This window comes from Paraburkholderia sp. BL6669N2, from assembly GCF_003387275.1.
In the GTDB taxonomy this organism is placed as follows: domain Bacteria; phylum Pseudomonadota; class Gammaproteobacteria; order Burkholderiales; family Burkholderiaceae; genus Paraburkholderia.
On sequence record NZ_QUNA01000001.1, the window covers coordinates 2,957,235 to 2,977,303 of the forward strand.

Below are 20,069 nucleotides of genomic sequence, written 5' to 3' on the forward strand. Positions count from 1 at the left end.
GGTTCCTTGTTTCGTGGGCGGTGGCGCTGATAGTCAGGCGCGCGCCGTCTTGGCGGCCGGTTTGACGAGCCCCGCCTGCGAGGCGACGCGCCACAGGCCGCGCTCGGTGGCGTGCTTGACCAGTTCCGCCTGGGTGCAGCCGAATTGCGCCAGCGCGAGCCGATAACGCTCGCACAGCGCTTCGTTGCCGATCAGGCGCAGGCTCTGCCCGGCGAGCGCGCTTTGCTGTTGCGCAAGCACGGCATCGAGACCAGCCAGTTCGTGTCCGATCAGTAACCCCGACAGATAGTCCGGTTGCTGTTCGCGCGACAGTTGTCCGGTGAGGCCGAGCGTGCGCGAACTGAACACGGTCGCGAGCACCCCCGCCTGGCCTTTTTCCCGCGCGATGTTCACGCCATGCAGGAACGCGCCGGTGTCCGGAAGATCAGGCGTGAGCATCGTGCGGCCGAGAATCGTGTGTTCGCGCAGTGCCGCGAATACTTCGCCGGTCATGAAGGTGTGGAAACGCTCAATGCGGTCCGCTTGCACCACCGCCCATTTGGCGTGAGTGCCGGGGAGACCGATCAGCGAGCGCTTGCCGCTGTCGACAGTGTCTGTTTGTTCGCCGAGTGCGCCGAAGATCTGCGTTTCTTCGCCGCGCATCACGTTGGGCAGTTCGCCGCGTTGCAGGACGCCCGGCACGATATGCAGCGTCACGCCGCACGCCGCCTGCACGCGGACGATACCCGCCACCAGCGCATCGGCGCTCGCCGGCGTGTCCACATACGGCGCTTCCAGCCAGCCTTGCGCGCTGCCGACCATGCCTGCCGCGATCACCGGCGCGCCGGGCGCGTGTTCGAGCCAGGCGCCGCAGGCGTCGTCGAAGGCCGCGTCGAAGCCGCCCTGCTCCGCGCTGCGCGGCAGATTCATGATGCCCGCCGTCGATGCGCGCGTCGCCAGCACGTTGCCGGACGCGTCGTACAGATAGGCGCGCAGCGATGTCGTGCCCCAGTCGAGCGCGATCAGCGCGGCGTGCTCGTGGCTCGCGTCGACCGAAACGGCTGCGGCGTGGCCGGCTGCCTGGGTGGGAGAACCCGCTCGCTTCATCGCTTGATCCTGCGGGTTGCCGGCTGCGGAGCGCGCCAGCCGAGTTCTTCCGAAATCGCGCGCGCTTCGCGCTGCACGACCGGAATCAGTTCGTCCATGCGTTCGAGCGACATGTATGGAATCGTGCTCGCCACCGACAGCGCCGCCACCACCGCGCCCGACGCATCTCGCACCGGAGCCGCGACGCAGCGGATCGACGCTTCGTTTTCTTCGAGATCGAAGGTGTAGCCGCCGGCCGCGTAGTTGGTCATGCGCTGCATGAAGGTCTGCGCGTCGGGACGGTTATCCGGCTTGAAACTGACGCCGGCGAGCGCGCGGCGCGAGGCATCGAAGAGCGACTGCCAGACGTCGGGCGTGAGGTCGAGCATCATGGCCTTGCCGATCCCCGTCGATGCCAGCGGCATGCGGTGACCGACGCGCGAGCGCATTTCGAGGCCGCGAGTGCCGGGGATTTTGTCGATGTAGAGGACGTCGTCGCCGTCGCGCACGCCGAGGTGGATCGTGTCGAGGGTTTGTTCCGCGAGCGATTCGAGGTGCTGGCGAGCGACTGCGGTGAGCGGCATCTGTTCGAGCGCGATCGTGCCGAGTTCGATTAGCTTCGGGCCGAGCAGGTAGCCGCCTTGGACCTGGCGCAGATAGCGCGCCTGCACGAGGCTGCTGACCAGGCGATGCGTGGTGCTGCGGGTCGTGCCGAGCGCGGCACCGAAGGTGCGGAGGTCGCGCACGCCCGCTGCTGCTGCTTCCAGGATCGCTAGGCCGCGCAGGAGGGTTTGCGTGCCGGCTTGCTGCGGGGTGATGTCGAGCAGCGTGCTGGGGAGCGCGATTCCGTCCATCGGGGCCGGGTGGATGCCGGCGTTCGCGCGCGGTGTCTTGGCGGCGGGCGCCGACGGACGTGGCGGCGTGCCGCTAGGCGCGTGGTCGACGGATGGCGATAGATCGGCTTCGGATTCGCTCGCGGCGTGAGTAGGCATCGCTTTGTTCATGGCGATTCGCTTTTCGGTGGTTTTTTTGCGCTTACAGCGCGGGGCCGGAGAGAGGGCCTTGATTGCTCGCGGTATGGCTGGCGCGGCGGTGATGCCTTTGGGCTTTAGGCATGGTTTGGGCTTTGTCTCCGGTTTCTTCTTGCTGTCGCTTTTTCGGCGCTTGGCGGCGGGAGTTTCTCCATGCCGTGCGGCGCTTTCTGCTTGTTGGGTTGGATTGTAGGGCGGTTTTTGAGAAAGCTCCAATATGTGAGTGTTGGATTCAGATAATGGGATTTTTTTGCTGTGGGGTGAGTTGTTGGGTTGTGGTGTGCGGGTGTTGGCCTTTCCTTGCCGTGTTAGTGGTCTATTAGCGTCGCCCCTGTGCGGGGCAGGCACCTACTTTCTTTGCCGCGGCAAAGAAAGTAGGCAAAGAAAGCCGCTTCACACCGCTAACCCCTAAGCGGAGCCCTCGCGCAGCCGCGGTAGTGGTACATCTGGAATCTGTGCCGTCGCACATTCGGCTCCGGTGACAAAGCCGTCATACCTCCCGCCTCGCGCTGCGCGCTCGCCGGAAAGGTCTGCTTTTGACCCGTAGGTTTCTCTGCGTACTGTGGGGCCGTCGGCTTCGCCTCGGCGTCGCGCTGAAGTGCCGGTGTGTGAAGAGCGACGCCGGGGATGGAATCGCCGACAGCTTCGCCAGGTCTTGCAACGGCGCGAGTAGCTCCCTCTTCAGCATTGCCCGCCCCTCTTCTCAGCACAGCCGTTGAGAACACGAACGAGGGCTTGAGAAATTTCGGAATTGATTGCGGCACGCACCTTTTAGCCTGCGCAGGTGTTCGCTTGCTGGAAGACACGTTTTAGAATTCTTTTGTCGTGTATTCCGCGACATACAGGTTTAACAGCCTACTAGCGTAGTACCCCGTACGATTGCTCACTCAACTGTGCGGCTGCCTTTGCGCGTCTGTTCTCAACGGGCGGGCCTTGGCGGGGGAGCCTCACGGCTCGCCGGTTTTTGGTACTGCGCTCCGGTCTGTTAACCCCGTCACTGTGCCCGCTCACCACCTTGCAAGCGCGTGTCGGGCGATCCAGCTAAGTTTCAGGGAGATCGCGCCATGAGTAAATCCGTCAAGAATTCACGCACCACGTCGCGCCCGCCCGTTGATGCACTTCAATACGAAAAGCTCGCCTTGTCCGCCTTTGGGCTGCTTGAGCGGCAGCTAAGTCAACTGGACAAGCTGGTGACACTTGCGGCTTCGATAGTCAGGAGTCCGGCGGTGACGAGAGAGGAGAGACATCGCCAGCGGAAATTACTGGAATCGCTGCTCGACACGGGCGAGGATTACCAACGCGAAGTCGAGATCGACCGCGAGTTGTACCAGGTGATCGCGCTTGATGCGAAGGGAATTCCGCAGAGCCGAACCTGTCCGCATTTTTGTGTGCGAGGCGGTTAGCGGAGTTACCCGCGTGCGTTGGTAAAACGCTCTCCAAACAGAATAGCGAACTGGTTCATGGCGGAGGACCAGTCGAATGCCGCCCGTACAGACTTCGCCAGCACGTTGCGCAATGCCAGCCACAGTAGCTTGATGGCGGCCTCGTCGTTGGGGAAGTGGCCGCGGGTCTTGATGATCTTGCGTAGTTGCATGTTCAGACTCTCAATGGCATTCGTGGTGTAGACGACACGGCGTATGTCGGGCGGAAACACGAAGAAGGGTGTGACGTTCTCCCACGCCCGTCGCCACGACTGCACGATGGTCGGATACTTCGCGCCCCATGGCCCTTCGGCAAAGGCCTCCAGGGCCTGCTGCGCGGCCTGTTCGTTCGCGGCGGCATAGACCGGACGCAGCGCTGCGGCGACGCTTTTGCGATCCTTGTAGCTGGCGTATTCCAGGCTGTTGCGGATCAGGTGCACGATGCAGGTCTGCACGGCCGTGCGCGGGTACGCCGTGCCGATCGCCTCGGCCAGCCCCTTCAGGCCGTCGACCACCGCGATCAGGATGTCCTGGCAGCCCCGGGTCTTCAGTTCATTGAACACCTTCAGCCAGAACTTCGCACCTTCGGTCTGCTCGATCCACAGGCCGAGCACGTCGCGCTGGCCGTCGGCCTGAATGCCCAGCGCCAGATACACCGCCTTATTGCTCACCACACCGTCGCCACGGATCTTCACGCGCAGCGCGTCGAAGAACACCACCGGGTACATCGGCTCAAGTGGACGGCTTTGCCAGGCAAGCGTTTCGGCCATCACCTCATCGGTGACCGAGCTGATGAAGTCGGGCGAGACCTCGGTGCCATAGCTTTCGGCCAGAAACGACTGGATCTCGCGCACGCTCATGCCGCGTGCGTACATGGCAATGATGCGTTCGTCGAAGCCCGTGAAACGGCGCTCGTGCTTGGGAATCAGGATCGGCTCGAAGCTGCCTTCACGGTCGCGCGGCAGATCGACCCGCACCGGGCCACGCTCGGTGATGACTGTCTTGCCGCTGGCGCCGTTGCGTTCATTGGTCTGCTCCGCAGGCTTGGGCTGGCCGGGCCGGTAGCCCAGATGCATGTTCATTTCGGCGCCCATCGCGCGTTCGATGAGCGCCTTGTTGAACGCCAGCATCAGGTCCTGAACCTCGGCGGGCGTCATCGGACCCTTCACCAGTTCATCCAGCAGCGCTTCAGGCAGTTCAGGCAGCGGCCCGCGGGCCGCTGCCTGAGACGCGACGGTGCGTTTCTTTTTCATCGGCATATCCATGATCTTGATCCCTCATGATATGCCCCGCCCACGAAATTACGGATAGGTCCGCAGAGCCGCATCACAGCGCGCCACGCAGCGGACCTTCTTGCAAAGGCCACGAAGACAGCGTCAGAAGACCGTGAGCGTATCGGCGCAAAAAGAACGATGCAGAACAGGCAACCTCGCTTTAGAAGCATCACGCGAGCAACGACAGCAGCGCATTGACAAAGCTCTGCGTCGATATACGGCGCTTCGAAGAAGCTCCGAACTGAAGCGCACCAAATACCGAACGTCGTTACGGCCCAAAGCCGAGGCGAAGCCGACGGCCCCACAGCGCACAGAGAAACCCACTGGTTAGGATAGGAGCAGACCCTTCCGGCGAGCGCGCAGCGCGAGGCGGGAAGTATGACGGCCTTGTCACTAGCGCCGAATGTGCGAGAACACAGATTCCAGATGCACCACTATTGCGACTGCGCGAGGGGCCCGCTTACAGGCTGGCGGTGTGAAGCGGCTTTCTTTGCCTACTTTCTTTGCCGCGGCAAAGAAAGTAGGTGCCTGCCCCGCACAGGGGCGACGCTAATAGACCACTGAGAATACAAGGAAAGGCCAACACCACAAAAACCCCACCCAAAGCACCGCGCAGGGGCAAAAACCTCATCAATCGGGCAACTCAGCCGCCCCCATCCGCCTCGCAATAACCCGCGCCCGCTGCGCCAGATACTGCGACCCCCGATGCTCATCAAAATACTTAGGCTGCGGCAGCATCACCGCCAATCGAGCCGACTGCGCAGCAGTCAACTTACTCGCCGACGTCTTGTAATAATAATGAGCCGCCGCCTCAGCCCCATAAACCCCATTCCCCCACTCAACGGAGTTGAGATAAATCTCAAAGATCCGTTCCTTATCCATCAAGGTCTCAAGCATCCAGGTAATGATGAGTTCCTGCCCCTTCCGGATATAACTCTTCTCCCGAGACAAGAACAGATTCCGCGCCAACTGCTGAGTAATGGTCGACCCACCGCGCACAATCTTGCCCTTAGCCTTATTCCGCTCCCATGCCTGCAAAATAGCGTCGGTCTCATAGCCGTTGTTATTAACAAAATTCGCATCCTCAGAAGCAATAATCGCGCGCTTCAGATTCCGCGAAATCTGGTCATGCGACACCCACGTATGCTGCACTGAAAGATCCGGCCGATCCTGCGACAACCGCCACGCGTCCGACCGCATAAACGACGTACTCCGCGGATTGACGTAATTCCACACAGCGATCTGCCCGAAGTAAAACGCCTGCGTCGCCAGCCACGCAATCGCCACCACGGCGCCCAGATAGACGATCCATCGTACCGGACCTGGCCGGCTCACGCGCCGCCTTGCTGTCATCGTGCGTCGAGTCCTCGTGTCAATGGCCGCTGCAAAGTAACCGCCGCCTTAGGCGTGCGACGGCGCCGTCAACAGCGCGCGCAATTCGGCCAGCACCGGCGCGCCATCAGGCCGCACGCCACGCCACACGTAAAACGATTCAGCCGCCTGTTCGACCAGCATGCCGAGACCGTCCGCACCGCGCGCGCCCAGCTTCCGCGCGTGCTCCATGAAGACCGTCGGATGCGCGCCGTACATCATGTCGTAGGCAAGCGTGCCGTTGCCGAACGCGCGGTCGTCGCACTCCGGCAGCGACGCGTCCAGACTGCCCGCCGTCGCATTGACGATCACGTCGTAGGCGCCCGCCTCGATCGCCCGCGCGCTGCCGCCGCTCAATCGGCACGCGGCATCACGCGCGGCTTGCGCGAATTGATCCACCAGCGCCTCGGCCTTTTCCGCCGTGCGATTGACGATGGTCAACGTATGCGGTGCGCGGTCCAGCATCGGCAGCACCACTCCGCGCGCGGCACCGCCCGCGCCGAGCAACAGAATCCGCGCGCCCCTCAGGGACACGCCGAGATTCACTTCGATGTCACGCACGAGGCCGAAGCCGTCCGTGTTGTCGCCGTAAATACCATTCGCGTCGATGCGCAACGTATTCACCGCGCCCGCTGCCGCCGCGCGCGGCGACAACGTGTCCGCAAAGGCATGCGCGTCGAGCTTGAACGGCACGGTCACGTTCAGTCCGCGCCCGCCTGCATCGATGAAGGCCCGCACGTGCGGCACGAACGCATCCACTGGCGCGAGCAGGTGGCCATACTCGACGGGCTCGCCGGTCTGCGCGGCAAAGCGCCCATGAATGAACGGCGACTTGCTGTGGCCGACCGGGTTGCCGATGACCGCATAGCGGTCGCGTGAATCCTGGGTGCTCATCGCCCCGGCTCCGCAATGTGCTGATGGGTAACGGCACCGTCCGCGCCATCGCTGCTTTCGGCATCGTTCTTCACAGCAGCCGCGTCGTTGCCGTCGAGTTCCGCTTCGGCCTGCGCCTCGGCTTCGCCTTCGGCGCTCTCGTCCGGGGCGTCGATGATCTCCTCTTCGCCCTCATCCGCTTCCTCAGCCTCGCTGCCGCTCGTCACGGTCGGCGCGTCGAGCACGTGTAGCAGACGCACGGACGCTTCGACGGTCAACTCATCGATCGACATCACTTCCATCTGCAAACGCGTGCCACGCGCGTGTACGCCGAGGCCAGGCACATGCAGCAGCAGCGGAATCTCTTCAAGGCGCACCAGATCGCCCTTCACCACCGACGCCACCACCTGCTTCCTGTTCTCCTGCTTCAGCCAGCGCAGACACCAGAAATATTCCATGCGACGCTGGTGATCGGCGTACGCGGTATACGTATCGTCGAAACCTTGCACGACAGCGAACAGATCGGCGTCTTTGGGCTTGAACGGCGCGGCCAGTTTCGCGGTCACACCATGCTGCACGCAGGCAATCAACTGCCACTGATTAACCAGGTCGACATAACGACGCAGCGGCGACGTGCTCCAGGCGTACTGCGTGACGCCGAGTCCTTCGTGCGGTGCGGCGTTAGTCTGCATACGCGTGCGCTTCGGACCGGTCGGCGCACCGAATGCGCGTTGCGTGCGATAAATGCCCGGCACGCCGTGGTCATGCAGGAACGCGCCCCACGACGAGTTCGCGAGAATCGCCAGCTCGGCGACGATCGTATCGAGCGGCGACCCACGCCGGCGCGGCGTGATCGTGATGTGCTCGCCTTCCACGTAGAAGTTGAAGTCGGTGTTGCGCTGCACTTCGCGACGCAAACCGTAACCGGCGCGCGCGGCCTGGCGCTTTTCGAACAGCGCCTGCGCGAACGGCCAGAGCACGGCGATGTCGTCCTTGTGCGGATAGTCGCCGGTGCCGGCGGCGAGCGCCTCTTCGGTGACCAACTCGTCGAGCGTGTTGTGGCGCAGGTTGTTCTTCACGAACACGCGCTCGGCGCGCGTTTCGCTCGCGACGATTTCCTGCGTCTCGCGATTGACGATCACATACAGCGAGAGCGCCGGACGCAGGCCGCCTTCGGCCAGCGTGAACGCTTCGACGACGCTGTCGGGCAGCATGGTGATCTTGTCGCCAGGCATATACACAGTCGACAGTCGCGTGCGTGCGATCGCATCGACCTCGTCGCCACGCTGAATGCCGAGCGCCGGCGCGGCGATGTGCACGCCGATCCGCACGCGGCCATCGGCCAGATGCTCGACGGAGAAAGCGTCGTCGATTTCAGTCGTGGTGATGTCGTCGATCGAAAATGCCTGCACGTTTGCTTCGGGCAGATCTTCCGGCAAGTTGCCGACCGTAACGGGCGGAAAGCCCGTGCCGTGCGGGAAAAACTCGGAGAGGAATTTCGCTTCGTGCAGCGCGCGCGCCGACGGAATGGCGCCGTTTTCCAGCATCAGACGCGCTTGCGAGATGCCGCGCGCCGCCGCGGCGCCTTCGAGCGCTTTGTACTCGATCGTGTTCTTGTCCGGCCTGGTCAACAGCCCCAGCGCCTTGCTGCCGGTGAAGGCTTCCGGCAGACGACCCGCTTTTAACTCGTCTTCGTAGCCAGCCTGCACCAGCGCCTGCTGGCGCTTACGCTCGAGGCCGGCGAGCGCCATCTTCAGTTGTTCCTGCGGCGCGCGCTGATACATGCCGCGGCCCTTGCGGCGGAAGTACACCGGCGAGCCGTGCATGCGCAACACCAGCGCGGCGCGCTCGATCGAGCCGAAACGCTCGCCGAAATACTCGGCGCCAAGGGTCGCGAACGGGAATTCGTCGTCAGGCGCACATTCCCACAGAAAATCCAGATCGATCTCCTGCGCGGCGGCGTCGGCCTGTTGCATCAGCTCGGCCGCGCTCGGCTTTTCGAATTCGATCAGCACGTCTTTCGCGCGCACCTTGGTGCGCCGGCCGCCCGGCAGCTCGACCTGAAAAGCATCGCCCTGGCGCGACAGCACGCTGCCGGCCTTGAAACTGCCCGATTCCTCGAAGAAAACGTTCACTCAATACTCTCGTTCTGACTTGCATCTGCCGGCGCGCCCGATCTGGTTCAGCGATCGATCATTGCGTGCGCGGCACGGCAACGTGTCGTGGTAGTGGATCCGCGGCGCGGTACGCGCGCCTGCGGCATGAATCATGATGCGCGGCAACTGCCGCGCTGCCGGAACACCCGGCATGACGTGACTTAATGCAACATCAAGCGGCTTCGCGCGGCGCCGGCGGCTCGACGTCTTCCGCGTCGCAAAAGGCCAGCACGTCGTCGACGTATTGCGCGAACTCGCTGATCGCGTGGTCGCTCCCTTCGATCAGCGTAGTCCGTGCGCCGGGATAGCGCGCGAGCATTTCGCGGTAGTCGAGCACTTCGTCGCCGGTCGCGGCCATCAAATAATAGCGTTCGGGCCGCGTGATCGAAGCGACGCCGAGCGCGCGCAACTCATCCAGGTGATGCGGCTCGACGACGATGCTGCCGCCGCCGTGCCACAACGGCTGCTCGCCGAGATAGGCGCTCAGATCGCGCTGCGGCACGACCGCCGGGTTCAGCAGCACCGCCGGCCAACCGTGCTTTTCAGCCAGATGCGTGGCGAAATAGCCGCCGAGCGAACTGCCGATCAGCGTGACGACTTTCGGCTGCGCCGCGGCCACCAACGACTCGGCGAGCGCCACGGTCTCGAACGGCGAAACCGGCAACATCGGACAACACCATTCGTCGCTGCGGCCGAGTTCGACGAGCCGCGCCGCCAGCACGCGCGCCTTGAACGAATTGGGTGACGAGCGGAAACCGTGCAGATAAAGGATCACGAAGCGCCTCGCGCGGAAAGGGCGTCGAGCAGTTTCTGATGCACGCCGCCGAAGCCGCCGTTGCTCATCACCAGAATCTGGTCGCCCGGGCGCGCTGCGTGGACTACCGCTTTGACCAGCGCGTCGAGATTGTCGAAAGCCTGCGCCTTGCCGCCGAGCGGCGCGAGCGCCTCGCCGAGATTCCAGCCGAGCGCGTCGCGGCCGGCCGGCGCGCCGTAGCCGAACACGAGGTCGGCGTCGGCGAGACTGGCCGGCAATTGCGCCTTCATCACGCCGAGCTTCATGGTGTTCGAGCGCGGTTCCAGCACGGCGAGAATTCGCGTGTTGTCGCGGCCGACGCGGGCGCGCAAGCCGGCCACGGTCGTATCGATCGCGGTCGGGTGATGCGCGAAGTCGTCGTACACGGTCACGCCGTCGACGCTGCCGCGCACTTCCATGCGCCGCTTGACGTTGCGAAAGCTCGCCAGCGACCGTGCCGCCTGCGCCGGCGGCACGCCGACATGGCGTGCAGCGGCGATCGCGGCCAGCGCGTTCATGCGGTTGTGCTCGCCTTGCACCTCCCACTCGACCACGCCGACGCGCTTGCTGTTGTGATACACGGCGAAGCGCTCGTCGACCGGCACGCCGTCTTCCGCCGGCAAGGTTTGCCAGCCGCCCTGCACGCCGAAGCGCTCCACTTCGCTCCAGCAGCCGCGGGTCAGCACGCGCTCGAGCGCGTCTTCACGGCCATTCGTGACCACGCGGCCGATTCCCGGCACGGTGCGGATCAGATGATGGAACTGCGTTTCGATCGCGCCCAGATCCGGAAAGATGTCAGCGTGATCGAATTCGAGGTTGTTCAGCACCGCGGTCTTGGGCCGGTAGTGGACGAACTTGGAGCGCTTGTCGAAGAAGGCCGTGTCGTACTCGTCGGCTTCGATCACGAAGAAGCTGGAGTCGGTCAGCCGTGCCGACACGCCGAAATTCAGCGGCACGCCGCCGATCAGAAAGCCCGGGTTGAGGCCGGCGTCTTCGAGCAGCCAGGTCAGCATCGAGCTGGTGGTCGTCTTGCCGTGCGTGCCGGCCACCGCCAGTACCCATTTGCCGTTCAGGACATGTTCGCCGAGCCATTGCGGGCCGGAGGTGTACGGCAGGCCCCGGTCGAGAATGGCTTCCATCAGCGGGTTGCCGCGCGAGACCACATTGCCGATCACGAACAGGTCCGCGTTCAGGCCGTTCAACTGGTCCGCGTCGTAGCCTTCAATCAGGCCAATGCCTTGCGCCTCGAGCTGGGTGCTCATGGGCGGATAGACGCCGGCGTCGCAACCCGTCACGGTGTGGCCCGCGCCGCGCGCGAGGACCGCGAGACCGCCCATGAACGTGCCGCAGATACCGAGGATGTGGATGTGCATAAGCCTGTCGTGCCGCGCGGGCGTTTTTCCTGGAAGAGCCCCTACTAATCCGGCGCTTCGCGCCGGTCCCCCGAGGGGGCAAGAAAAGCGGGCGAGGCCCGGGGTTTTCCTGAGAGGGATGGGAGCGCAGAAGAGCGGCCGAAACGACCGTCTGCAAAGGACGCTATTGTAACCGACGCCTTTCGATCACCCTATGCGTGCGCGCCCGCGCCGCCGCGCCCCGCGCGCTGTGCGACCCGCCAGGAAAGGCCGTCGCCAATCTCTAGTATGATCGAGGGATGGTTCGCAAATCACACTTCGATCCGCAGCGCGTGCGCGAGGAAATCGCCATCGCGGCTGCCCGCCTGATCGCCGAAGACGGTCTGGACTACGCCACGGCGAAGCGCAAAGCCGCCCGTCAAGTGATCGGCGAGAGCCGTGTTGCCGGCGAATGGCTGCCGGATAACGACCAGATTGAAGAAGAAATCCGCGAGTATCAGTCGCTATTCCAGGGCGACAGCCAGCCCGCGCTGCTGCGGCGGCTGCGCCATATCGCAGTCGACTGGATGGAACGGCTCGCGCCGTTCAATCCTTATTTGACCGGCGCGGTGCTAGGCGGCACCGCCGGCGAGCACTCGGATATCCACCTTCAGGTGTTCTGCGACAACCCCAAAGAAGTCGCGATCTATTTTCTTAACGCCGACATTCAGTACGACGTCTCGGAAACGCGGCATTTCGCCGGCCGCGGCTATGTCGAGACGCTTAGCTTTCTGTGGCGCCCCACGAATGAAGGCCGCGACGCGGAGCCGGTCGGCGTGCACGTGGCGCTCTACGAAACGGACGACCTGCGCGGCGCGGTGCGTGCCGACGCGCGCGGCCGCACGGCGCGCGCGAACCTGCAGGCCGTGCAGACGCTGCTCGACGGCAGCGACGTCGCTCCTTCAACCAACTAGACTGACCAAGATGAATATGAGACGGATTCTGGCGGGCGCGTGTGTCGCCATCGTCGCCGCGGGGGGCGGTGTATTGGCCAACCGTTGGCTGAACGGCGGCGCCGGGGAAGTCGCGCACGCCGCGCAACCGGCCTCCCCCCAAAGCGCCGTCGCGCAGCTCTGGACCGCCCCCGTCACGACCGTGGACGGCAAGCCGCAAACGCTAAGTGTGCTTAAAGGGCACCCAATCGTCGTCAACTTCTGGGCGTCGTGGTGTGGGCCTTGCGTCGAAGAAATGCCATCTTTGTCGCAGCTTCAACGCGACTACGCGAAAAAAGGCATCCAGTTCGTTGGACTTGGCGTCGATTCGGAGAAAAACGTTCAGGCGTTCCTGCAGAAAGTAAAAGTGGCGTATCCGATCTACATCACCGGCTTCGGCGGTGCCGACCTCGCGCGTGCGTTCGGCAATACTGCGGGCGGGCTGCCGTTTACCGTCGTAATCGACGCAAATGGCAACATTCGCTCGACAAAATTGGGACAAATCGACCCGCAAGCGCTGAAACAAACGCTCGACGCGCTTTAAATTTCACATTCTTCTGACGCTCGATTACCTGCGGAAGGCGCGAAATTACGCGCAAATCCCGCGGATTTGAGAGAAGATGGGCGCCCGGCGCGGCGGCAAAGCGCCGCCGGCATCGATCCGTACGCGCGCGAAACTAGACAAGTTTCTCTAATCAGCGCTAAAGTGCGCCCAATTCCACGGAAAAAGAAGCGACCATGACGCGACTGCTGGTACTGCACGGACCCAACCTCAACCTTCTCGGCACCCGGGAACCCGAGGTCTACGGTCGCGTGACCTTGCCGCAGATCGATCAGGCACTGGCGGACCGCGCAGCGGACGCCGGCGTCGAACTCGCGTCGTTCCAGAGCAATCACGAAGGCGCTCTGGTGGACCGCATCCAATCCGCGCGGACTGAAAAAACCGATTTCATACTGATCAATCCCGCCGCGTACACGCATACCAGCGTGGCCATTCGGGACGCACTGGCGGGGGTCGGCATCCCGTTCGTCGAGATTCATCTGTCGAACGTGCATCGTCGCGAACCGTTCCGGCATCACTCGTATTTCTCCGACCAGGCTGAGGGCGTGATTTGCGGTCTCGGCTGGAAGGGATATATGTACGCGCTCGAATTCGCGCTCGACCGGCTGTCCGCCGGCTCGTCGCGCGGCTGATTCCAAACACGTCTAATTTGCGCCGGCTGCGTATGCGCCGGCACTTTTCGCATTAAAGGGGCTGCCTGATGGACTTACGTAAACTGAAAACTCTGATCGACCTCGTCTCGGAGTCCGGTATTTCCGAACTCGAAGTGACCGAGGGCGAAGGCAAGGTCCGCATCGTCAAGAATGCGCCGCCGGTTTACGTGCAGCCGTCCGCCTCATATGCGCCGCAATACGCGCAGCCGGCACCGGCAATCGGTGGCGAAGCGCCGGCTGCCGCAGCCGCGCCGGCTACGCCGGCCGCCGTCGCGCCGCAAGGCCATGTGGTGACCTCGCCGATGGTCGGCACGTTCTACCGTGCGCCGTCGCCGGGTGCCGATCCGTTCGTCCAGGTGGGCGACACGGTCAAGGAAGGCCAGACGATCTGCATTATCGAAGCGATGAAGCTGCTTAACGAAATCGAGTCGGACAAGTCCGGCGTGGTGAAGGAAATCCTCGTCGAAAACGGCCAGGCGGTCGAGTACGGCCAACCGCTGTTCGTGGTCGGCTGACGCGGCACGCTTTACGCATGCCGCCCGCGCGCCCGTCGTTCCCAGGCGCGCGACCGATCCTCTGAGGCAGCCGGCGTTGTGATCAACCCGGCGCCCATTGATGAGTCGAAAAACCGCTATGTTTGAAAAAATCCTCATTGCCAATCGTGGCGAGATCGCGCTTCGTATCCAGCGCGCCTGCCGCGAACTCGGCGTCAAGACGGTCGTCGTTTATTCCGAAGCCGACAAGGAAGCCAAGTACGTGAAGCTCGCCGACGAGGCCGTCTGTATCGGCCCGGCGCCTTCGAACCTGAGCTATCTGAACATGCCCGCGCTGATCAGCGCGGCGGAAGTCACCGACGCCGAAGCGATTCACCCCGGCTACGGCTTCCTCTCGGAAAACGCCGACTTCGCCGAACGTGTCGAACAGTCCGGCTTCACCTTCATCGGCCCACGCCCGGAAACAATCCGGATGATGGGCGACAAGGTCACGGCCAAGCAGACCATGATCAAGACCGGCGTGCCTTGCGTGCCGGGTTCGGAAGGCGCGTTGCCGGACGATCCGAAAGAGATCGTGAAGATTGCCCGCCAGGTCGGCTATCCGGTCATCATCAAGGCCGCCGGCGGCGGTGGTGGCCGCGGCATGCGCGTGGTCCACACGGAAGCGGCGCTGGTCAACGCGGTCAACATGACGCGCGAAGAAGCCGGCCGTGCATTCGGTAATCCGCAGGTCTACATGGAGAAATTCCTGGAGAACCCGCGGCACATCGAAATTCAGGTGCTGGCTGACTCGTTCAAGAACGCAGTCTGGCTGGGCGAACGTGATTGCTCGATGCAGCGCCGTCACCAGAAAGTGATCGAAGAGGCGCCGGCGCCGGGTATCGCGCGCCGCCTGATCGACCGCATCGGCGACCGTTGCGCGGACGCCTGCAAGAAGATGGGCTATCTGGGCGCGGGTACGTTCGAATTCCTGTATGAAAACGGCGAGTTCTACTTCATAGAAATGAACACGCGCGTGCAGGTCGAGCATCCGGTCACGGAGCTGATCACGGGCGTCGATATCGTGCAGGAACAGATCCGCATCGCGGCCGGCGAGAAGCTCGCCTTCCGTCAGCGCGACATCGTGTTCAAGGGTCACGCGATCGAATGCCGGATCAACGCGGAAGATCCGTTCAAGTTCATTCCGTCGCCGGGACGTTTGACGTCATGGCACATGCCGGGCGGCCCCGGCATCCGCGTCGACTCGCATGCCTACAATGGCTATTTCGTGCCGCCGAACTATGATTCGATGATCGGCAAGCTGATCGCTTACGGCGCCACGCGCGAACAGGCAATCAAGCGCATGCGCATCGCGTTGTCGGAGATGGTGGTGGAAGGCATTCAAACCAACATCCCGCTACACCGCGAGCTGATGCTGGACGCGAAATTCGTCGAAGGCGGCACGAGCATTCATTACCTCGAAAACCGGTTGGCCGCGAAGCTGCAGGCCGCGCCGGAAGAAGCGTAACCCATGAGCTACCGGGAACTGATCGCCGAGTTGGCACGCGAGCAGGCGGAGGAATTCTCCGACGCGCTGCTCGAGTTGGGCGCGTTGTCCGTATCGGTTGAAGATGCGGACGCCGACACGCCCGACGAGCAGCCGCTGTTCGGCGAACCCGGTCTCACACCGGATCGCACGGCGTGGCAGCGTTCACGCGTGATCGCGCTGGTCGCGCCAGAACACGACCCTGCGGTGTTGCTCACTGCCGCCGCCAATGAAATCGGCCTCCCGGCGGCGCCTTCGTTCACCGTGCGTGAAGTCGAAGATCAGGATTGGGTGCGGCTCACGCAGTCGCAGTTCGATCCGATCAAGATCGGCGAACGCATCTGGGTCGTGCCGTCGTGGCACGATGCGCCGGACCCCCAAGCACTGGTGCTGGAGCTGGATCCCGGGCTCGCCTTCGGCACCGGCAGCCATCCCACCACGCGGCTTTGCATGGAATGGCTGGAGCAGTCGGTGCAGCCCGAGCAGTCCGTGCTCGATTACGGTTGCGGCTCCGGCATTCTCGCGATCCTCGCGAAAAAGTGCGGCGCGAATCCGGTGTACGGCATCGACATCGATCCGCAAGCGGTCGAGTCGGCGCGTCACAATAGCGAGCGCAACCGCGCGGAGGTCATCTATGGCCTGCCCGACGAATGCCCGACCGGCGAGTTCGATATCGTGGTCGCCAATATCCTGTCCAACCCGCTCAAACTGATGGCGTCGATGCTTACGTCGAAGGTCAAGCCGGGTGGCAAGATCGCGCTGTCCGGCATTCTGGCGCGGCAAGCGGACGAGGTCGCGCAGGTCTACTCACGGTGGATCGACATCAGCGTATGGCGCGAACACGAAGGTTGGGTATGCCTGTCGGGAACGCGTCGCGAAAGCCATTAGAATAAGGCGTATTGTCCAACCAACGGCCTTTCGGCTCATCGGCTCAATATGCTCCTGGCGACGCGTTGCCCCTTCTGCGAAACCGTTTTTCGTCTGCAAACGGAACAGCTTGCGCTGCGCCGCGGCCTTGTGCGCTGCGGACATTGCCACGAAGTATTCGACGCATCGAGCAGTCTGTTCGACATTAGCGAAGGCGGTGATTTTTCGACCGCCAAACCGGTCGCCGCGGCTGCGGCGATAGAAGCGCTCTCAGGCGTGCGGCCGAAAAGCCCCGACTTCAGCGCCGAAGCGTGGGACCCGTGGGCGCCGGCACCCGACGCCGCCATCGACAAGCGTCTGCGCCACAACGCCGACAATGTACCGCTCTCGCCGGTCTCGACCGGCGCGGGCGTCGCCGTCACGCCGCGCCACGCTACGGAGCCCGAACTGCAAGCCGGCGCATCCAACGCGCCACTTCCGCCCGACGATGAACCGGTGCTGGCGGACGCGCCGCTCGACCCGTTCGCGTATCACCTGGACCCGCCCGAGGAAGACACCGAAGCGCCGCGTGTCTGGCACAAGACCGAGCGCGCGCCCGATACGGCGCCGAGTGAACCGCTCGAAGAGCCGGTTCTGGACGAGCCGGCTACCTTGTATGGCATTCCTGACAATGAGCCGCGTTTCGGTTCGGCCGGCCTAGGCGCGGCCGGCCTAGGTGCGGCCGGCCTAGGCGCGGCCGAGGTAGGTCCCGCCGGCTTCGGTCCGACCAGCTCAGGCCCAGCCAGACCCGATGCGTCGATGGCCACAGGCGCAGGCGCGGCGGCCTTTGCCGCTGCCGGCCCCGCCACCGCTACCGGTCCCGTCTCCGCCAGCGGCGAACCCTTCTCCGTGCAGCCGATCGACGACGGCCCCGATCCCTTCCCCGTGGTGCGCGAAACCCGCCCGGCCGAACCGCGGCGCATGGGCTGGATCATCGCCGGCTCGGTGGTGGCGGCGCTGTTGATCGTCGCGCTGCTCGCGCAACTCGCCTGGTGGCAACGCGAAACGGTGATGGTTTATTTCCCGCGCTCGCAGACGCTCTATGCGAAGGCCTGCTTGACGCTCGGTTGCCAGGTTACGCCGCCGCACGACATCGACGGCTTGCAGGTCGAACCATCCGATCTGCGGCAGATCGACGGCCCGCACAAGCTCGAACTGAAGATGCCGCTGCGTAACCGTTTCAATATCGCGCTCGCCTATCCGGCCATCGAACTCACGCTGCTCGACGACCAGAACAATGTCGCGGTGCGCCGCGTGCTGTGGCCGCAAGACTACGTCCCGCCCGGCACGCAGATCGCCGCCGGCCTGCCCGCGCATACGACCCAGACCATGATCGTGCATCTCGACACGGGCAATGCGGTCGCTTCCAATTTCCGCGTACAGATTTTTTATCCGTAACGCTTTCCCGCGCGCCCGGCACTGACCGGGCGCGTTCACCGTCAATCCTGACGAATTTTCGGAGCACGACAACATGAGTCAAGTTACGCTGGGTGGCAACCCGATCGAAGTAGCCGGCACGTTCCCGTCCGTGGGCCAGGCCGCTCCCGCTTTCTCGCTGGTCGGCAAGGATCTGAAGCCGGTGTCGCTCGCCGACTTCGCCGGCAAGCGCAAAGTGCTGAACATTGTCCCAAGCCTCGACACACCGACCTGCGCCACCTCGACCCGCAAGTTCAACGAAGCCGCCGCCAAGCTGACCAACACGGTCGTGATCGTCGTGTCGGGCGACCTGCCGTTCGCGGCGTCGCGCTTCTGCACGACCGAAGGCATCGAGAACGTCGTCACGGCGTCCACGTTCCGCGGCCATGAGTTCGCGCAAGCCTACGGCGTCGACGTGACGAGCGGCCCGCTGGCCGGCCTGACGGCACGCGCCGTGGTGGTGATCGACGAGAACGACAAGGTCGTTCACGCTGAACTGGTCGGCGAAATCAAGAACGAACCGAACTACGACGCAGCCCTCGCCGCGCTGAAGTAACACCTTCGCGCACGAACCCGGCGCCGCGCTTCATGCGCGGCGCTGTCACATCGTCGCGCCCATTCTCTTTATCGTTTTTACAGGAACGCTCGCCTTGGCTACGCTGATTTGCGGCTCGCTCGCCTACGACAACATCATGACCTTCGAAGGCCGGTTCCGGGAGCACATCCTGCCGGAGCAGGTCCACATCCTGAACGTGAGCTTTCTGGTGCCGACCATGCGCCGCGAGTTCGGTGGCTGCGCGGGCAACATCGCGTATTCGCTGCATCTGCTGGGCGGCGACGCGCGCATCATGGGCACGCTCGGCTCGGTCGACGCGCAGCTCTATATGGACCGGTTCGAACAACTCGGGCTGTCGACGGAGAGCGTGCTGGTGGTGCCGGACACGTACACGGCGCAGGCGATGATCACCACGGACCTGGAAAACAATCAGATCACCGCGTTCCACCCGGGCGCGATGATGCAGTCGCATCTGAATCGCGCTGATCAGGCCAAGGGCATCACGCTCGGCATCGTCGGGCCGGACGGTTACGACGGCATGATCCAGCACGCCGAGCATCTCGCGGCCGCGGGCGTCCCGTACATTTTCGATGTAGGCCAGGGCTTGCCGCTCTTCGACAGCGAGTCGCTGCGGCGCATGATTGAACTCGCCACTTATGTAGCGGTCAATGACTACGAAGCCAAACTGGTGAGCAACAAAACGGGCTGGTCGATCGAAGAGATCGCCGGCAAGGTCGAGGCGCTGATCGTCACGCTCGGCGAGCATGGCGCGCAGATCCATCACGCGGGCGGTATCGAAGAGATTCCGGCGGTGAAGGCACAGCAAGTGCTCGATCCGACAGGTTGCGGCGACGCGTTTCGCGGCGGCTTGCTGTACGGCATCGAGAACAAGCTCGGCTGGGCCACCACCGGGCGGCTGGCGAGCCTGATGGGCGCGCTGAAGATCGAACATCAGGGCCCGCAAAATTACGCGCCCAGCCGGGCCGAGATCAACGAGCGGTTCAAGCAGGCGTTCGGATACGACCTGCCGTAATACCGAGAGCTATTGGAGTTTAGGGAATGAGAATAACGAGTCGCCTGATCGTGGCCGCCTTGATTGCCGGTTCGCTGGCCATGTCGGGGTGTGCGTACAACAGCAGTTCCGCGGACGTGTACACGGCGTCGCAGGCGCAGCGCGAAGAAACGGTCCGCATGGGCACGGTGGATAGCGTGCGCGCCGTGAAGATCAGTTCGAACAATGGTCAGCCGAGCGGTCTCGGCGCGATCGGTGGCGGCGCTCTGGGCGCGGTGGCCGGCAGCAGGATCGGTGGTGGCACCGGCGCGATCGTCACAGGCATTATTGGCGGCCTGGCAGGCGCGGTGGCCGGCAATGCGGTCGAGAACGGCGTCGCGGTGCACGACGGTCTCGAAGTCACCGTCCGGCTCGACAACGGCGACATGCGCGCCATCACGCAAAGCGCCACCGGCGAGATCTTCCGCGCCGGCGAACGCGTACGGTTGCTTTCCAGCGGCGGCGTCACGCGCGTCACGCACTAAGTTTCCCCTCTCGCGCGGCGAGGCTGTCTGCCGCCGCGACGACCTCACACGCATGCCCTCCCCTGTGCATGCGTTTTTTTTCGCCTGCACGTTTTTCGCCGGGTGACTTCGCCT

18 protein-coding genes and 1 pseudogene are annotated in these 20,069 nt (G+C 63.7%); 11 read left to right on the forward strand and 8 right to left on the reverse strand.

Annotated elements, in window-relative coordinates:
* Positions 1-33: 33 nt before the first annotated feature.
* Both B0G80_RS13375 and B0G80_RS13380 read right to left on the reverse strand, forming a co-directional pair.
* Positions 34-1,086, reverse strand: coding sequence for a 2-dehydro-3-deoxygalactonokinase (locus B0G80_RS13375; protein ID WP_116118309.1), 1,053 nt, complete (start codon positions 1,084-1,086; stop codon positions 34-36).
* Entirely contained in the window at positions 1,083-2,069 is a 987-nt protein-coding gene (locus B0G80_RS13380) for an IclR family transcriptional regulator (RefSeq protein ID WP_116119650.1), read from the reverse strand. The genes B0G80_RS13375 and B0G80_RS13380 overlap by 4 nt, the downstream gene beginning before the upstream one ends.
* 1,091 nt (positions 2,070-3,160) lie before the next feature.
* On the opposite strand from B0G80_RS13380, the pseudogene B0G80_RS13390 reads away from it, so the two are divergent.
* Positions 3,161-3,466, forward strand: a pseudogene (locus B0G80_RS13390) (hypothetical protein); the annotation flags it as partial.
* Positions 3,467-3,504: 38 nt separating this feature from the next.
* Here the strand turns inward: B0G80_RS13390 and B0G80_RS13395 are convergent.
* From B0G80_RS13395 to mpl, 6 genes are all read right to left on the reverse strand, one after another.
* On the reverse strand, positions 3,505-4,776 hold the full coding sequence (locus B0G80_RS13395; protein ID WP_408967704.1) for an IS256 family transposase: 1,272 nt from the start codon (positions 4,774-4,776) through the stop codon (positions 3,505-3,507).
* A gap of 645 nt (positions 4,777-5,421) precedes the next feature.
* The gene (mtgA, locus tag B0G80_RS13405) at positions 5,422-6,144 is read right to left on the reverse strand and encodes a monofunctional biosynthetic peptidoglycan transglycosylase (RefSeq protein ID WP_116118311.1); all 723 of its coding nucleotides are present in this window, start codon (positions 6,142-6,144) and stop codon (positions 5,422-5,424) included.
* Between the two features lie 48 nt (positions 6,145-6,192).
* Positions 6,193-7,056: a shikimate dehydrogenase gene (gene aroE, locus B0G80_RS13410; protein WP_116118312.1), complete on the reverse strand. Its 864-nt coding sequence runs from the start codon at positions 7,054-7,056 to the stop codon at positions 6,193-6,195.
* Complete coding sequence (locus tag B0G80_RS13415; protein WP_116118313.1) at positions 7,053-9,170, reverse strand: ribonuclease catalytic domain-containing protein; 2,118 nt, start codon at positions 9,168-9,170, stop codon at positions 7,053-7,055. Before B0G80_RS13415 ends, aroE begins: the two co-directional genes overlap by 4 nt.
* A gap of 193 nt (positions 9,171-9,363) precedes the next feature.
* Entirely contained in the window at positions 9,364-9,966 is a 603-nt protein-coding gene (locus B0G80_RS13420) for a YqiA/YcfP family alpha/beta fold hydrolase (protein ID WP_116118314.1), read from the reverse strand.
* Entirely contained in the window at positions 9,963-11,357 is a 1,395-nt protein-coding gene (gene mpl, locus B0G80_RS13425) for a UDP-N-acetylmuramate:L-alanyl-gamma-D-glutamyl-meso-diaminopimelate ligase (protein ID WP_116118315.1), read from the reverse strand. Before mpl ends, B0G80_RS13420 begins: the two co-directional genes overlap by 4 nt.
* Positions 11,358-11,635: 278 nt before the next feature.
* Between mpl and B0G80_RS13430 the strand changes: the two genes are divergently transcribed.
* From B0G80_RS13430 to B0G80_RS13475, 10 genes are all read left to right on the forward strand, one after another.
* On the forward strand, positions 11,636-12,289 hold the full coding sequence (locus B0G80_RS13430; RefSeq protein ID WP_106285203.1) for a UDP-N-acetylmuramate--alanine ligase: 654 nt from the start codon (positions 11,636-11,638) through the stop codon (positions 12,287-12,289).
* 10 nt (positions 12,290-12,299) lie between these two features.
* Positions 12,300-12,851, forward strand: a complete 552-nt coding sequence (locus B0G80_RS13435; RefSeq protein ID WP_181919953.1) for a TlpA disulfide reductase family protein — start codon at positions 12,300-12,302, stop codon at positions 12,849-12,851.
* A 194-nt stretch (positions 12,852-13,045) separates the two neighbouring features.
* Positions 13,046-13,501 carry a type II 3-dehydroquinate dehydratase gene (gene aroQ, locus B0G80_RS13440; RefSeq protein WP_030100935.1) on the forward strand — a complete coding sequence of 152 codons (456 nt, stop codon included), beginning with the start codon at positions 13,046-13,048 and terminating at the stop codon, positions 13,499-13,501.
* Between the two features lie 68 nt (positions 13,502-13,569).
* Positions 13,570-14,037 carry an acetyl-CoA carboxylase biotin carboxyl carrier protein gene (gene accB / locus B0G80_RS13445; RefSeq protein ID WP_106285201.1) on the forward strand — a complete coding sequence of 156 codons (468 nt, stop codon included), beginning with the start codon at positions 13,570-13,572 and terminating at the stop codon, positions 14,035-14,037.
* A 118-nt stretch (positions 14,038-14,155) separates the two neighbouring features.
* On the forward strand, positions 14,156-15,523 hold the full coding sequence (gene accC, locus B0G80_RS13450; RefSeq protein WP_106285200.1) for an acetyl-CoA carboxylase biotin carboxylase subunit: 1,368 nt from the start codon (positions 14,156-14,158) through the stop codon (positions 15,521-15,523).
* 3 nt (positions 15,524-15,526) lie between these two features.
* Positions 15,527-16,429: a 50S ribosomal protein L11 methyltransferase gene (gene prmA / locus B0G80_RS13455; protein WP_116118317.1), complete on the forward strand. Its 903-nt coding sequence runs from the start codon at positions 15,527-15,529 to the stop codon at positions 16,427-16,429.
* Between the two features lie 48 nt (positions 16,430-16,477).
* Complete coding sequence (locus tag B0G80_RS13460) at positions 16,478-17,845, forward strand: zinc-ribbon and DUF3426 domain-containing protein (RefSeq protein ID WP_116118318.1); 1,368 nt, start codon at positions 16,478-16,480, stop codon at positions 17,843-17,845.
* 73 nt (positions 17,846-17,918) lie between these two features.
* Positions 17,919-18,419 carry a thiol peroxidase gene (tpx, locus tag B0G80_RS13465; RefSeq protein ID WP_106285197.1) on the forward strand — a complete coding sequence of 167 codons (501 nt, stop codon included), beginning with the start codon at positions 17,919-17,921 and terminating at the stop codon, positions 18,417-18,419.
* A 94-nt stretch (positions 18,420-18,513) separates the two neighbouring features.
* A complete protein-coding gene (locus B0G80_RS13470) occupies positions 18,514-19,452 on the forward strand; it encodes a carbohydrate kinase family protein (protein WP_116118319.1) in 939 nt (312 codons plus the stop codon).
* A 26-nt stretch (positions 19,453-19,478) separates the two neighbouring features.
* The gene (locus B0G80_RS13475) at positions 19,479-19,955 is read left to right on the forward strand and encodes a glycine zipper 2TM domain-containing protein (protein ID WP_106285195.1); all 477 of its coding nucleotides are present in this window, start codon (positions 19,479-19,481) and stop codon (positions 19,953-19,955) included.
* Positions 19,956-20,069: the final 114 nt, after the last annotated feature.

Excerpts from the sequence above, each read along its gene's own strand:
- accC (WP_106285200.1), top strand. The coding sequence starts at position 14,156 with ATGTTTGAAAAAATCCTCATTGCCAATCGTGGCGAGATCGCGCTTCGT.
- B0G80_RS13380 (WP_116119650.1), bottom strand. The coding sequence starts at position 2,069 with ATGAACAAAGCGATGCCTACTCACGCCGCGAGCGAATCCGAAGCCGAT.
- mpl (WP_116118315.1), bottom strand. The coding sequence starts at position 11,357 with ATGCACATCCACATCCTCGGTATCTGCGGCACGTTCATGGGCGGTCTC.
- B0G80_RS13460 (WP_116118318.1), top strand. The coding sequence starts at position 16,478 with ATGCTCCTGGCGACGCGTTGCCCCTTCTGCGAAACCGTTTTTCGTCTG.
- B0G80_RS13375 (WP_116118309.1), bottom strand. The coding sequence starts at position 1,086 with ATGAAGCGAGCGGGTTCTCCCACCCAGGCAGCCGGCCACGCCGCAGCC.
- accB (WP_106285201.1), top strand. The coding sequence starts at position 13,570 with ATGGACTTACGTAAACTGAAAACTCTGATCGACCTCGTCTCGGAGTCC.
- B0G80_RS13395 (WP_408967704.1), bottom strand. The coding sequence starts at position 4,776 with ATGCCGATGAAAAAGAAACGCACCGTCGCGTCTCAGGCAGCGGCCCGC.
- B0G80_RS13435 (WP_181919953.1), top strand. The coding sequence starts at position 12,300 with ATGAATATGAGACGGATTCTGGCGGGCGCGTGTGTCGCCATCGTCGCC.
- B0G80_RS13430 (WP_106285203.1), top strand. The coding sequence starts at position 11,636 with ATGGTTCGCAAATCACACTTCGATCCGCAGCGCGTGCGCGAGGAAATC.
- tpx (WP_106285197.1), top strand. The coding sequence starts at position 17,919 with ATGAGTCAAGTTACGCTGGGTGGCAACCCGATCGAAGTAGCCGGCACG.
- aroQ (WP_030100935.1), top strand. The coding sequence starts at position 13,046 with ATGACGCGACTGCTGGTACTGCACGGACCCAACCTCAACCTTCTCGGC.
- B0G80_RS13475 (WP_106285195.1), top strand. The coding sequence starts at position 19,479 with ATGAGAATAACGAGTCGCCTGATCGTGGCCGCCTTGATTGCCGGTTCG.
- mtgA (WP_116118311.1), bottom strand. The coding sequence starts at position 6,144 with ATGACAGCAAGGCGGCGCGTGAGCCGGCCAGGTCCGGTACGATGGATC.
- aroE (WP_116118312.1), bottom strand. The coding sequence starts at position 7,056 with ATGAGCACCCAGGATTCACGCGACCGCTATGCGGTCATCGGCAACCCG.
- prmA (WP_116118317.1), top strand. The coding sequence starts at position 15,527 with ATGAGCTACCGGGAACTGATCGCCGAGTTGGCACGCGAGCAGGCGGAG.